This is a genomic window from Paenibacillus sp. FSL M8-0334, assembly GCF_038000405.1.
Taxonomy (GTDB): domain Bacteria; phylum Bacillota; class Bacilli; order Paenibacillales; family Paenibacillaceae; genus Paenibacillus_AQ; species Paenibacillus_AQ campinasensis.
In genome coordinates, this window is the sequence record NZ_JBBOCH010000002.1 from 566,204 (window position 1) to 579,215 (window position 13,012).

Below are 13,012 nucleotides of genomic sequence, written 5' to 3' on the forward strand. Positions count from 1 at the left end.
GGAGCAGATGTGAAGGAACTTGTACAGGAACGGCTTGGGAAGATGAATGATCTTGAGCAGCGCCAGCTGCTGAAGAATCTGATGACCGGTGTATTCCTCAATCTGGTGGACTACCAGGAGGAGATGATTCGCAAGCTGGAGCAGCGCGTGTTCGATGAGCTGGAGGACCCCGGTTCCCGGTATGACATTTACGGGGCTGTCTGCTCCCTTGAAGATTACGATCCGATTCATGAGTACTTGTTCCCGATGCTTCCGTCTGATGTGAACAGGTCCATGGTGGATATGAGCCAGGTGGCGGAAGTGATCCGCGAAGGCGGAGAGATGAAGCTGTTCGGATTGTTTCTGGAGATGGACACCGCTGACATCCTGAAGCTTGCAGCGAGCGGCAGGAAATTTCACGGCCAGCTCGTGACGGATGCGGGGAGTTACCGGATCGATGTCACGCTGAGAGCAAGCGACACTTATATTAAGGAGATCGAGAAGCTCTACCATGTCTTTCTGGACAACGGGGTTCCTTGGAGAACGGTTAACCATCCGTATATCCGGAAGTTCGTCGATTGCGTCCTTACGGGAGGTGAGGAAGACCCTCAGCCCCATGAGGAAATTCGGGAGATTACAGTGTCGCTGGAAGAATATGAATCGGTGAGGAGACAGGACCTGATCCCGCTCTGGAATATCGAGCGATTGTCGCTGAAGAACAGCGGGTTCCCGGTTCCGGCGATTGACAGAATCAATTATGAGCATGTGCTGTCACTGCGCAAAACTGGCGCAGAGCACGGCTATCTTGTACGTCCTGGCGAAGAAATGGAAATCCGGTACATCAAGCGTTCTGAACAGGAGCTGACCATTGTGACACCGCGCGAGAAGGCGGCGGTCTGGGAAGTGCTGAAAGTTACGCGGCCGATGGAGCTCCGGCTTGGCAGGCAGATGTACAAGCTCGTGTCCAACACGAGACGGGACAGCTTCGCCGGGCGATATGCCCATAAGCAGGGAATGGCGGTTCGGGCCAAAGCGGAAATTGCCCGGATTGTGTCTACCATGGAAGCGGGAGAGGGCCTTGAACTCGAGACGGTAGATATTGTGCCAGCTTCTCAAGCAGCTGCTGGCTTCACCTATCCGCTGAACTCGTTCGTTAGTGATCATGTGCGCAGGGAAGAAGACAAGCTGGTCATGCGGCTGGGGTTCCGCCGGACAGAGCAGAGGGGAGCCGGCCCGTCTTTTATTGACGGGGATCTGATTAGCTTTCTCGTCTCGGAAGTACAGATGTATTTTCCCGAATACCGGTGTGTGGGGGTCTGGGTATGAATTACGTCTGGGATGTGCTTATGCGGGCCCGAAGCTTGAAGCTTGCGGACAAGGACATCCGTTTTGTCCCGGCGACCACCTATTCCCCTTATATGGAGCTGAGCCTGTCCGATCTGAACGCTACAAAACCGGAGCAGACCGTAGAGGTGAATCCTTATTACCGCTTCTACTCCATCTTCCGGGATTTGTTCGGACCCGGGGTGGAAGAGCATGCGGAGCTCAGGGAGACGTTGTTCGATCTCTTGATCCACTTCCTGGCTGAGGCTGATCTGTATCAGGGGATGAACCGGCGGGAGTACTATATCGGTTTCATGAAGCGGGATCTTGCCGAAGGCATCTTCGGGGTACAGAATGGGATGCGTTTTGCCAGGCTTGAACTCACCGAACAGGACTACGTGGCAGAGAATTTACTCAGTCTCTATGAAACGGGGGAAGCGGTCCACTTGTTCCGCAAGACGATGCGCCAGTTATTTCCCCATTCGATCATCTATGCGAATTGCGAGGAGAAGGATGAACTGCTGATCTATGTGGGCCGGGAAGAGAGTGAAGGATCCCGCCTGCGTGTCGGACTCATTATGGATCTGTTCCTTCCCGCGCGCTTGCATACAGAGATCTATTGGAGTAGACATTTCGGAATTATGGACCAGGACAGCACCATGCGGATGGACGAAATAGCTCTGTATTGACCCTACATAACCTGGTCTTCCAGGTGCCGTCTGTAAAGAGCAGCGGCCTTGAGGCCATAAGAAAGGACATATGAAGGATGAGCGGACCATATACATACCGGCTGTACAACGACTCCACGACGTCCGAAGGGGTCCGGTTCACAGCGAAATATACAAGAGCTGAGCTGGAGCAGATGACGACGTTTCAGCTTCGCAGCATATGCACAAAAGAACGGCTGGTAGAAGGTCTCGCCAATCCGCTGGATCGGGACAAGCTCATTCAGCTTATTCTGCGATACCGGGGAGCTGACAGCCGCAAATTGATCACCGTTCCGAATAAGGGCGGATTTGAGCGTCTGGAGCAGGCGATTCGCCGATATCTGGGGACGGACCGCAAGGATTCCGGACGGATGAGAGTGCCAGCCAAGATCGTACTGTACGAAGACATTATGCTGGATCGTACAGACGGTTACAGGGTGGAGGCAGAGCTGCCATGGCTGGATGAGGGTAATGTGCTGATCGTGAACAGGGAGGATGAACTATGCGGTGTTCTGAATCTGGTCAGGAGTGGAGAGCAGGGAAAGGACTATTATCTGTGCCGTGACAGTATGGCCGAGCTGCGAAGAACCGTCAATCAGCACTACAGCCTGCTGTTCTTCAGGCGCCGGGAATCGGATTATCTCTATGAAGCTTATTACGGCGACAAACCGCTCGTGCCAACCAGTCTGCATGCGGTTCGAGTTCCGGTTGCAGAGCTGGTCATCCGTCAGCCGGAGCGGACCGATGCGGTGCTGGCCATCGACTTCGGCACGTCCAATACAACGGCCGGTGCTTATCTGGACAGCGGATACGTATCGATGCCAGACCACGGAGGAGCGGGGCGAATCCGGTTGAACGACATCAATTACGTTCAATTCCCCGGACCGTCCGGCCCGGACGGAGAGTGGCTTGAAGTGCTGCCGACTGCCGTTGCGGTGGAGGATTGCTCCAATCCGAAGCAGATTGTCTATGCATTCGGAGAGGCCGCGCTACGGGGAGAGGGAGCGATCGGCAAGCAGGCTACCGTGCTGCGGGGAATCAAGCGCTGGGTGAATGATTACAAGCGCGCCGAGGAGCTGATAGACCCCGAGGGCCGCACGGCCCGGGTTCCGCGCAGCGAGATATTGGGCGCATTCATCCGCTACGTCGTGGGCATGGCGGAGCAGCAGTTCAAATGCCGGTTCCACCACCTGCATATCTCGGCTCCAGTGAAGCTGAAGACGCAGTTCATCGAGATGTTTACCGAGATTGTGCCGGAATACCGGATTGAAGCCGCTGATGCGCTGGACGAAGGGGTAGCTGTGCTGTACAACACGCTGGCAGACCAGATGGAGAGAAGAACGTTCACCGACGGCAGAGAGTATCAGGCGCTGGTCATTGACTGCGGGGGAGGAACGACGGATCTCTCCTCCTGCCGATTCCGGATTGAAGACGGGCGCATCGCCTATAAGCTGGACATTCATACCACTTACGAGAACGGTGATACCAACTTCGGAGGCAACAATCTGACCTACCGGATCATGCAGTACATGAAGATTGTGTTCGCTGGTTACTATGCGGCTGAGGAGCGGCTGCCGGACACGGAGATTCAAGCTCTGATCCGTGAATCGCCCGGCGATATCTACCGGTATGTGGATGAACACGGCGTGGATGCCCTGTATGCCGAGCTTGAGCGGCGCTACAGGGAAGCGGAGGCGATCCTTCCAACCGCATACAGACGTTACGAGCACGCGAACCGTGAAGAATATGAGCGGGTGCTCGGTAATTTCCACCTGCTCTGGGATGCGGCCGAGAATATGAAGCGCGAATTCTTCCGGCGTACGGGGATTTTGCGCAGCCGGTTCGAGACAGAGAATGTCATTCCTGCCGACACGGATCTGAATATTGCGGTCATGAACCGCTGGATGGTCTCGGTCCTGGAGAATGGCCGGTTCAGAGAAGAATACAGGCTGCCTGATGTCATCTTCAATATCCGGGAGATCGAGCAGCTGCTTAAGGCGGATATATACGGCATCGTGCGCAGGTTTCTGGAGGATCTGTACCAGGATGGACGCCTTCAGGACTATTCGATCATCAAGCTGACAGGCCAGAGCTGCCGGATTGACGTATTCCGCGAAGCACTCAAGGAGTTCGTGCCGGGTCGCAGCATTGAATTCCGGCAGAAGCCGGGGGATCAGGACCGGGTATCTGAACTAAAGCTGGCATGTGTGCGAGGGGCGATCCGGTACCTGAACTCGAAGAAGATGGGCCGGATCGAGCCGGTCCTGTCCAGCGATGTGCCGGCCATTCCTTATGCGGTCAGCGCGTATACGCACACCGGAGTGGAGAAGGTGCTGATTGAAAGTCTGGCGCCGCTTGGGGCCGCGCGGTATATCTCGCGTCCCTCCCACACCGCGGAGGTGGAATTCTTCCTCTCTGCAAGCGGGGCGTCGCCCCGGCGCCAAGTGTACCATAATCGGCCGGGTCTATACCGCCCGGTAACCTACGAAGAGATCGCGCAGCAGTACGGGAAGGACATCCTCCAGGATGACACCGACTCGATTAGCAACGGCGAGACCCGCTATTTTGTATTCACAGGCGGCAGCCACTGGGGATTCCATGTCGTTCCGGTCGCAAGACAGGATGAGATGCTGCAGCTTGGAGAAAAGCACTTCTTCGCGTTTGAGGACGATCTGTCCGAGCTGGACTTCTTCGACGGGACGAAATAGCGAAGGGAGAGGAGGCGACAGCTGATGTTCATCCATACGATGCCCCGGTTCGAGAAGGGGCGAATCCTGAAGACTTCCATGCTGGAGAGCTTGAGAGATTATCCGCGCTCCTATCTGGATATTCGGTACCGCGACTATTCAGACGGCATCCTGACCGGTGCCGATATCAACGTCGGTCCGCATGCGCTGACGGTGACGCCGGGACTGGTTAAGCATGCCGGTATCATCTATCAGATGGCTGAGGAGCAGGAGGTGCCTTACACTGCAACCGGCAGGGAGGCGGTGCTGGCCGTGCGTTTTGCAGCAGTAGAGTCGTCTGCCGATTTCGACAGCTATGCCGGAAGACTCGTCATTCAGGAGCATGCACCCGGCCCTGACGAGCTGGAGCTGTGCCGATTCAAGCTGAAGGAAGGAGCCGTGCTGCGCTCCAATTACATAGACTTTGCGGATCTGGCTACCGAATACAATACACTCAATGTCCTTCACGTCCGGCGTGCGGGCAGGGGAGAAGACACCCTCGCCCCGATGATTCTGAGGTGTTATGCGAGAGAACTGCTGGGCAGGGGAAGCGCCGATCCGGCGGATCTGTCATTCTCCCTGCTGTGCCTGAATCAGGAGTACATCGAGATGGAGGCGCTGCTGCATTATGTGGCGGTGCGGACGGGAAGCAGTCTGCAGGATATCAGGCATTTGGCCCAGGATCGCACGAGCCTCCACCGGACACTGGTGCGGATTCTGGAGGAGAATGGCGGACAGCGTCCGCTAACAGGCTATAGGCGAAACGGTCCGCAGCGGATGATGGTAGATTAGGGGATTATTACTGTGACAAGGAGGGGAATTGAATGAAGCATATGGACGAGAAAGTAATATCCATGCTGATTGAGGCGGAAGCAAAGCGTAATCCCGCAGCTTCTTCCAGTGCCGGGACAGGGCAGACGGACCGTGCAGATCTGTCGAAACTGCTGGTGGAGATTGAGGGGGAGAAGGTGATGTTCCACGAGCAGGAACTGCTCGACGGACGGGTCAGGATCACCATGCCCCGCTCGTTAAGGCCCATGACCAGACAGGAAGCGCTGGTGAAATATCCTTCCGAGCGCCGTCCGGCAATTATCTTCACCAATGATGATCTGAGTATAAATCTGACATTTAATCACACCGCCAATGTGCTGGATGAAGCCGATGTGGAGGAGTTCAAGGATGCCATGGTGCAGATTACCCGTTCTACCCAGCCAATCCGCGAGTGGATCGGGGACGGCGTGCAGCAAGCGGAAGAGAAGACGTTTGGCTATTGTGAGTTTATGTCTCCCGCACTGAACACCAATATTTATAACTTGATGATTTTTGCTTCCCTGGACAAGCGCTTTCTGATCTGCACGTTCAATTGCATTGAAGAGGACAAGAAGGCGTGGCGTCCGGTTGCCCTGGCCATGCTGGATTCTCTCCGTGTTCATGAAACTGCCGAAGGAGGAGGGGCGCAATGAGCACGTTAGCTGTTACATACGGTAATTTGAAGATAACCCCTTACGAGCTTGTCAGTCTTCAGCAGCTCACCATCACCAAAGCGATCAATGATCATGCCCGCCTGAAGATGACCGGGATTGTTCCGGAAGACAAGAAGGAGAGCTACGTGCTGATGACAGAAGCCGATACCACCATTGAGGTCAGCCAGGTGGATGAACAAGGCGGCAGTGTGCCCCTGTTCCACGGCATTGTGCTGAACGTCGGGGTGAAGGTGGTAAGGGGAGTATACCATCTCGAGGTTGAGGCGATTTCCCATACGTACCTGCTTGATGTCAAGCGGAAGAACCGCTCTTTTCAGAATCACAATATGACCTATGGCGAACTTCTCGACCTGGTTGCCGCCGATTATACAGGCTTTGACGTCATGGATGAAGCGACAGGCGGCGCTTCCATCGGTAACTTTACGATGCAGTATCAGGAGACAGACTGGGAATTCCTCAAACGTCTTGCTTCCCGCTTCCACACTTCCCTCATGCCTGCTTCCACCTTCAGCTATCCCAAATTCTACTTCGGCATCTATGATACTCCTTCGCAAGGCAAGCTGGACAACTTCCATTACCAGGTTGGCAAGAACGTATCGGATTTCCTGTACCACTCTGCCAATGATGGAGCACACCTGGACGAGAATGACTTCATGTTCTACGAGGTGGAGACAAGCCGGGTGCTGGATCTCGGGAATGCCATCGAATTCAAAGGCCGTCTGCTCTATGTCCGCAGCTCTTGCTCCGAGATGAGAGATGGTCTTCTGGTCCACAGATACGTGCTGTGTACACGCCGGGGATTACGCCAGCGCAAGCTGTACAACGAGCGCATTATCGGGGCTTCTATACAAGGTACGGTCATCGGGGTCAAGAAGGACACCGTGCAGATTCATCTCTATATGGACGAGTCGCAGAGCAAGGATAGCGCGCACTACTTCCCGTATGCCTCCATGTATACGGCGGAGGGCAACAGCGGCTGGTACTGCATGCCTGAGGTCGGCGACCATGTGCGGGTGTATTTTCCAAGCAGCAAGGAAGAGGAAGGGGTGGCCAGCAGTTCAGTCCGGCAGAACTCGGATGAAGGGGAGAGCAACAAGCTGGGCAACCCGGATATGAAATATTTCCGCACGGCGGCAGGCAAGGAGCTGCTGATGGGGCCGGAGGAGATCGTCATTACCGGCAAGGATGGGGAAATCTTCATCCGGCTGAATGAGAGCGGCGGCATCGAAATTTCCAGCAGTCAGATGATCAAGCTGATTGCCACAGAAGACATCATGATCGAGGCAGGACAGAATGTGGCCATTTCGGCCAAAGACGAAATCAGCCTGACCTGTAAGGAGAGCAGCCTGCTGATGAACGGTCAGACCAAGCTTATCGGTACAGAGCTGAATACCAACTAGCGGCCGGGTGCAGGGCACTGGGAAGCGGAGGGGAGGAGCATAGATGTACAGCGAACAGGCGCTAGAACAGTTTAGACAGACCGTGGTGACCCCTTGGCACCATGCGTCGCTTCTGAGCATGGATCGGGAATATCGAGCGAAGCGGGAGCAGTGGGCGGCTGACTTCATCGAACATTTTCAGCAGTTCTGCCGCAAGATACTGGATCGCCAACAAGCCAAAGACAAGGAGGCAATCGGCTATATCACCTATTCCTTGCTGCGGACAGGGCTGACAGACGGTCATCCAGCCTATCTAGCCGAGGCATTCGATGAGCGCTGGTTCTTCGACCGCCAGCCTGTTCAGGAAGAATATGATCCACAGTGGGCATTTCAATCACTGGAAGGACTGGAGTCACGCTGGGAGCCTGACGCAAGAAAGTATGCAGGCAAAATTCCCCGTCCGCTGCTTGAGAGACTGAGGCTGGAAGAGGCGATTCATTTCCACAGTTATGTATCCGAGCTGATCCGGTATGCAATGCCGCAAGCTGTTCTGCTGCCAGAATATCAGGCATTGGCAAGAACCAGTGTATTCGAGGTAAGGGTCGGAGAATACATGGATCACAGCATCACCGTGTACAAAGAGGATCGAAGGGGTTTGAGCAGCCGTGTGATCCGGGAATGGCTGGATGCCAAGATGGAGGGCGAATACGCTTATCAGGCGATTGAAGAAGTGGACTTGTCCGGGATTATAAATCCCGGCTTGGATTTTCGGTATACGGCCTTTCGGGCCTGCAATCTATCAACAGCCAAGCTTTCGTTCTCCATGATGGTTGGAACTCACTGGAGAGGGTGTCTGCTGGAGGAGACTGATCTCAGCTTCAGTGCGCTTCAGGGGGCCGATTTCAGAGGATGCCGCTTGCCGCAGGCCATATGTACCGGGATCAGCGCAGGATGGCCGACAGAGGAACAGACCGAATGGATCATGCCGGGATTGGCTGGCGTCTGTTTTGCGGAGACCGATCTGCACAGAGCGGACTTCCGCCATGCTGATCTAAGGGGCGCGGATTTTACAGCAGCGAATCTGAGAGACGCGGATTTTACAGGGGCTGACCTGCGTGGAGCTAATTTTGCAGGAGCCAATCTTACCGGCGCGGTGCTGGAGGCGGCTAATTTGGCCGGAGCAAGTCTTCCAGAAGGCCCCTGGAACGTCCTTCTGAGGGAGGCGGGAAGATGAGCTATTTCATTCTGAGTCAGGATCATCGGTTCGTGAATGCGGTCAAGCCGCTCGGCGTATCGGAAGTTGTTAAGCCAGAGCTCCTGTCAACGGACCATGCCCAGGAGCTTGCAGCCACAAATCTGCATTTCACGGTAGCCGAAGCAGGTCAGATCGATTATGTGGATTATATCGAGCAGCCCGCTCCATTCGTCTCGGACAGGCTGAAGCGAATCGTGGAGAAGTTCGCTCCAGACACCCTGTTCGTACCCGGAGCCTTTACAGATCTAACACGCAGACATCAAGAGGTGTATTGGCTGATCGTACCTCTCCGTATCGATTGTCTGTCGGTTAAGAGCGATTTTGCACCCGATGGGTCACTGCAACGGCTAGTCGTGGATCGTGCCCACACGGGAGGGAAGATGCTCCTGCAGGTCGGGGGTGTGCGGGAGCGAATTCTGCTGATGCATCTGGCACTGGCAGAAGCGCTGCTGCGAAGAGACTACAATGGGATTCGCCTGATCAGAGCGGATTCGTAGGAGGAATCATGATGTCCAGTAAGAGTATGCCACAGATCCAGCCTTCGATCGGCGGGGAAGCTGAAGCGTCATATGTCGTTGCCGGAGCCATTCTCAGCTGCAGCTGTGGAACACAACTGACAAGACTGAAGCTGCCATACAGCCACGGGGTCTACGTGAAAGAGAAACCCCAGATGAATATCGACGATTATGTGCCTAACGTGAATATTATCAACTTCGGCAACTGTACGAACCAGCTCAATCCGGCTGTGCAGAACGGACAGTTCGATACAGAAGGGGTTCAGAAGGCGCCCTGTGTGCCGGTCATTACAGGCCCCTGGATCAACGGAAAGAGTGACGTCCTGATTGAAGGCAGCCCTGCACTGCTTAGCACGTGCACCAATACCTGCATCTACGCGGGCAGTCTGATCGTGATCGAGGATGACGGCCAGAATCTGGGAGGGGTATCCGTAGGCAGCGCGAGCGGCGGAATGGATTGATCGGATAAAACTGTGGATGGCCGTGCAGGGAGAGGGGGAATTTATGATGGCAGCGATACATACTTGGAAGGGATACGGGCAGATTCGGCTCGTGTCTCCTTATGAAATTCAAAGCCTCGGCACACTTGAGATCAGACGACATGTGGGGGAGCACGCGAGGTTGTTCCTGACCGCCGTGCTTCCGGAAGAGCAGAAGGACCAGAGTGTGCAGTTGAAGGTCAGGGAAGAAATGATCCAAATACAGGAAACGGATGCAGATGGCGCCCTGGTGCGCGTTCTGTTCCACGGCCGGGTCGAGCAGCTAGAAATCACGACAGTGCGCGGGGTGTACCAGCTGAGGCTGGAAGCTGTCTCCCACTCTGCCCTGCTGGACCGGAAGGTGCAAAGCCGTTCCTATCAGCTGGGGAATCAAAGCACATCCGAGCTGATTGAACGAGTCGTCATGGCTTACGACGGAGCGGATCTGATCGACACCACGAACGGTGCGGATCGGCTGGACTCGCTGGTGCTTCAGTACCGGGAGACGGACTGGGAGTTTATCAAACGGCTGGCTTCCAGCAGCGGTGCAGTCATCATCCCGGAATCATCCGCCGCTTCACCCAAACTGTGGATTGGCTTACCGGATGGTGCTTTGGCTCAGCTGCCGTCAGAGACGGCTTTCACCGTTGGCCGTGATCTGGCCGCCTACGCACAGGTGCAGGCGGCTGGTCTTCAAGCAAGCCCGGCAGACTTCACCTATTATGAAGTCGAAACCGAGCGATGGCTCGGCCTTGGCGACAGGGTGAAATTCCGGGATCAGGAGCTGGCCGTGGCCGGAGCGGTGTCCGTTCTGCAGGACGGCACCCTAATACATACTTACACACTTCGCCTGGAATCGGGGATCCGCCAGCCGTTCTACCTGAACGACCGGATTACCGGGGTATCCCTGGACGGCAAAATTATGGATGTCCAAAAAGATCGGGTGCGCGTGCACCTGGACATCGATGAACTCCAGGACAAGAGCCTGGCAGTCTGGCTGCCGTTCGAGTCGCCCTATACCGCAGAAGGCAGCAGCGGCCTGTATGTCATGCCTCAGGTGGGGGATGCGGTGCAGGTGTATTTTCAGAGCGCGAGGGAAGAAGAAGCGATCGTGCGCGGCTCGGTGCGCAAGGGCGGACAGCCCTCCCCCAAGCTGGAGGATCCGAATACGAAATACTGGGGAACCAATTTCGGCAAAGAGCTGAAATTCGGTACGAACGAGATGAGCCTGACAGCAACCGAAGGCAGTCTGTTCATCTCGCTGGAAGACAGCGACGGCATCACGATCCAGAGTGATACCGGAATTGTGTTGTCGGCAGAGAAGGATTTGGAATGGACTTCGGAGAAGAAGATAGAGATAACCGCGCAGGAGGGTATCTACCTGATCAGCGGAAACAGCAGTCTGGTGATGGACGGTAACACCGATGCCCGTGGCGAAGAGGTGGAGTTGGAAGGCCTGATCAAGGCCCCGGTCACGGTAGAGGATCTGGAGCCGCAGCCGGAAGCGCCGTTTGTGACGGAAGTGGAGCCGCCGGAAGAGAAGAAGGGCTTCTGGAGCAAGGTGCTGGATGTGACGCAGGTCGTGCTGGATGTAGCCAGCTGTATCCCGGGTGTTGGAACCGTAGCGAGTCTGGCGAATGCAGGGATTTCGCTTGCCCGAGGGGACTATGTAGGAGCCGGATTGTCCGTGGCCGCAGCGGTCCCGTTCGCAGGCTGGGTGGCAAGCGGAGCGAAGATCGGACGGAATGCCGCCAAGCTGGGCAAGCTGGCGAGCGCGGCACAGAAAGTGTCAGGCAAAGCCGGATCGCTTGTGCAAACGGCAAAGGAAGTGGCGTCAGGCTTAGTGGCGATAGGGCCGGGCGCGCTGGGCAAAGTGGTAACGGGAGCAAGGCGACTAGGCAGCAACCTGAACCAGCTGGATGTTCTGCAGAAGATGCAGAAAGGGATGCAGCGCTTTCAGATGGGCCATCCGCGGATGGCCATGGCGATGAGCATGGCGGGCCAGACGGCAGCCAATTATGGCATGATCGAAGTCCAGGGCATGGCCATGAACAAAGCGGTGGAGCAGGGCTGGGTGTCGCAGGAAGGCTTGACCGCATTGGGAATGCTGTCCAGTGTGGCCGGCAGAAGAGCCGGTGGGTACAGAAACAGCAGCTTGGGAGTTACAGCTGGTGGAGGCAGTGGCAACCGCAGGGGAAGTAGTGGCAGTGATGGTGGGCCAGGAAGGCAGCGAGATGGACAGAGGGGGAATGGTGGGGGGACGGGTGATGTTATTGACCAAAGAGCAAAGAATGCAGGACTTGACTTATCACCTAAGCCTAGCCCGTATAAACAACTAGGAAATAAGACAAAAAAGAAGTTGGAGGATAAAGTAAATAACCGAACAATAACAAAAGAAGAGTGGAAGAGGCTTGAATGGAATAAGCGGCTTGCAAGTCGAAGAGATGCAGGGGTCAAAGAGTTTTGGCAACAAGAGAAGAGAAGGATAAAAAACGGAGAGCCGGCAACGAGAAATTGGTCTCAGGAACAAAAAGAAGCGATACTAAGTAATAAAGTTCCTACTTATAATGGAAAAGCAATAACTGGACATCATGCCTACAGTGTTTCAAAGTACCCTCACCTTGCAAATAGAGGAGAGATAATTTATCCTGCTACTGTAAGAGAACACATTACTCGTTGGCATGGTGGGTCATATAAAAGGAGTTTACCTGGAAAACCGTATAACCCTTCGTTTCCGGAGGAATTTTAATTTGGTTTTAGAAGGAGGTATTGCCAGTGACAAGAATCTCTGTGACTCTACAATCCGAAACATCAAGTAAATTGTTAATGACCATTAAGAAACACACAGGTTTAGGTCTGTCAGATATTAAAACTCGTACTGATAATAATACTCCTCTTATGGAAGTTGATTATGTGAATAATGAAGAGATGGAAAAAATGAAAGATTTAGTGGAAGATTTAATTGATAATGATGCGAGTTTCCAACTGTTCGAACAGGATGGCGACTACAAAGAGGAACTACCTCTTGACCACTTCATGAATAGCTTTGAAATGTCAAGACAAATTGCAGAAGATAGAGAAAGAATGGATGACATTTTAGTAGAAGAAGATGAAGAGTAAAAGAGAATCGGTGGGGCTACCCAGTTCGGGTCTGTCAATCTTTTT

11 protein-coding genes are annotated in these 13,012 nt (G+C 54.5%); all 11 read left to right on the forward strand.

The window, feature by feature from the left end:
* The first annotated feature begins 9 nt into the window (after positions 1 to 9).
* The 11 genes from MKX64_RS16755 to MKX64_RS16805 all read left to right on the forward strand — a co-directional run bounded on the left by MKX64_RS16755 (position 10) and on the right by MKX64_RS16805 (position 12,967).
* Positions 10 to 1,305: a normocyte-binding protein gene (locus MKX64_RS16755; RefSeq protein ID WP_095267259.1), complete on the forward strand. Its 1,296-nt coding sequence runs from the start codon at positions 10 to 12 to the stop codon at positions 1,303 to 1,305.
* Positions 1,302 to 1,991, forward strand: coding sequence for an iron-dependent peroxidase (locus MKX64_RS16760; RefSeq protein WP_155619102.1), 690 nt, complete (start codon positions 1,302 to 1,304; stop codon positions 1,989 to 1,991). Before MKX64_RS16755 ends, MKX64_RS16760 begins: the two co-directional genes overlap by 4 nt.
* Positions 1,992 to 2,068: 77 nt before the next feature.
* Positions 2,069 to 4,717, forward strand: coding sequence for a molecular chaperone (locus MKX64_RS16765; RefSeq protein ID WP_155619103.1), 2,649 nt, complete (start codon positions 2,069 to 2,071; stop codon positions 4,715 to 4,717).
* Between the two features lie 24 nt (positions 4,718 to 4,741).
* Entirely contained in the window at positions 4,742 to 5,527 is a 786-nt protein-coding gene (locus tag MKX64_RS16770; protein ID WP_095267262.1) for a DNA and RNA helicase, read from the forward strand.
* A gap of 32 nt (positions 5,528 to 5,559) precedes the next feature.
* The gene (locus MKX64_RS16775; protein WP_155619104.1) at positions 5,560 to 6,198 is read left to right on the forward strand and encodes a hypothetical protein; all 639 of its coding nucleotides are present in this window, start codon (positions 5,560 to 5,562) and stop codon (positions 6,196 to 6,198) included.
* Positions 6,195 to 7,619, forward strand: coding sequence for a contractile injection system protein, VgrG/Pvc8 family (locus tag MKX64_RS16780; RefSeq protein WP_341036696.1), 1,425 nt, complete (start codon positions 6,195 to 6,197; stop codon positions 7,617 to 7,619). The genes MKX64_RS16775 and MKX64_RS16780 overlap by 4 nt, the downstream gene beginning before the upstream one ends.
* Before the next feature lie 43 nt (positions 7,620 to 7,662).
* The gene (locus MKX64_RS16785; protein WP_155619106.1) at positions 7,663 to 8,832 is read left to right on the forward strand and encodes a pentapeptide repeat-containing protein; all 1,170 of its coding nucleotides are present in this window, start codon (positions 7,663 to 7,665) and stop codon (positions 8,830 to 8,832) included.
* The gene (locus tag MKX64_RS16790) at positions 8,829 to 9,350 is read left to right on the forward strand and encodes a serine protease (protein ID WP_095267266.1); all 522 of its coding nucleotides are present in this window, start codon (positions 8,829 to 8,831) and stop codon (positions 9,348 to 9,350) included. The genes MKX64_RS16785 and MKX64_RS16790 overlap by 4 nt, the downstream gene beginning before the upstream one ends.
* An 11-nt stretch (positions 9,351 to 9,361) precedes the next feature.
* On the forward strand, positions 9,362 to 9,829 hold the full coding sequence (locus MKX64_RS16795) for a DUF4280 domain-containing protein (RefSeq protein WP_413773645.1): 468 nt from the start codon (positions 9,362 to 9,364) through the stop codon (positions 9,827 to 9,829).
* 43 nt (positions 9,830 to 9,872) lie between these two features.
* Positions 9,873 to 12,596, forward strand: coding sequence for a contractile injection system protein, VgrG/Pvc8 family (locus tag MKX64_RS16800; protein ID WP_341036701.1), 2,724 nt, complete (start codon positions 9,873 to 9,875; stop codon positions 12,594 to 12,596).
* Between the two features lie 26 nt (positions 12,597 to 12,622).
* Positions 12,623 to 12,967, forward strand: coding sequence for a hypothetical protein (locus tag MKX64_RS16805; RefSeq protein WP_341036703.1), 345 nt, complete (start codon positions 12,623 to 12,625; stop codon positions 12,965 to 12,967).
* The last annotated feature ends 45 nt before the right edge of the window (positions 12,968 to 13,012 follow it).

What these genes read in the sequence shown, in the direction of transcription:
- MKX64_RS16760 (WP_155619102.1), top strand. Translation starts at nt 1,302, where the DNA reads ATGAATTACGTCTGGGATGTGCTTATGCGGGCCCGAAGCTTGAAGCTT.
- MKX64_RS16765 (WP_155619103.1), top strand. Translation starts at nt 2,069, where the DNA reads ATGAGCGGACCATATACATACCGGCTGTACAACGACTCCACGACGTCC.
- MKX64_RS16770 (WP_095267262.1), top strand. Translation starts at nt 4,742, where the DNA reads ATGTTCATCCATACGATGCCCCGGTTCGAGAAGGGGCGAATCCTGAAG.
- MKX64_RS16775 (WP_155619104.1), top strand. Translation starts at nt 5,560, where the DNA reads ATGAAGCATATGGACGAGAAAGTAATATCCATGCTGATTGAGGCGGAA.
- MKX64_RS16780 (WP_341036696.1), top strand. Translation starts at nt 6,195, where the DNA reads ATGAGCACGTTAGCTGTTACATACGGTAATTTGAAGATAACCCCTTAC.
- MKX64_RS16785 (WP_155619106.1), top strand. Translation starts at nt 7,663, where the DNA reads ATGTACAGCGAACAGGCGCTAGAACAGTTTAGACAGACCGTGGTGACC.
- MKX64_RS16790 (WP_095267266.1), top strand. Translation starts at nt 8,829, where the DNA reads ATGAGCTATTTCATTCTGAGTCAGGATCATCGGTTCGTGAATGCGGTC.
- MKX64_RS16795 (WP_413773645.1), top strand. Translation starts at nt 9,362, where the DNA reads ATGTCCAGTAAGAGTATGCCACAGATCCAGCCTTCGATCGGCGGGGAA.
- MKX64_RS16800 (WP_341036701.1), top strand. Translation starts at nt 9,873, where the DNA reads ATGATGGCAGCGATACATACTTGGAAGGGATACGGGCAGATTCGGCTC.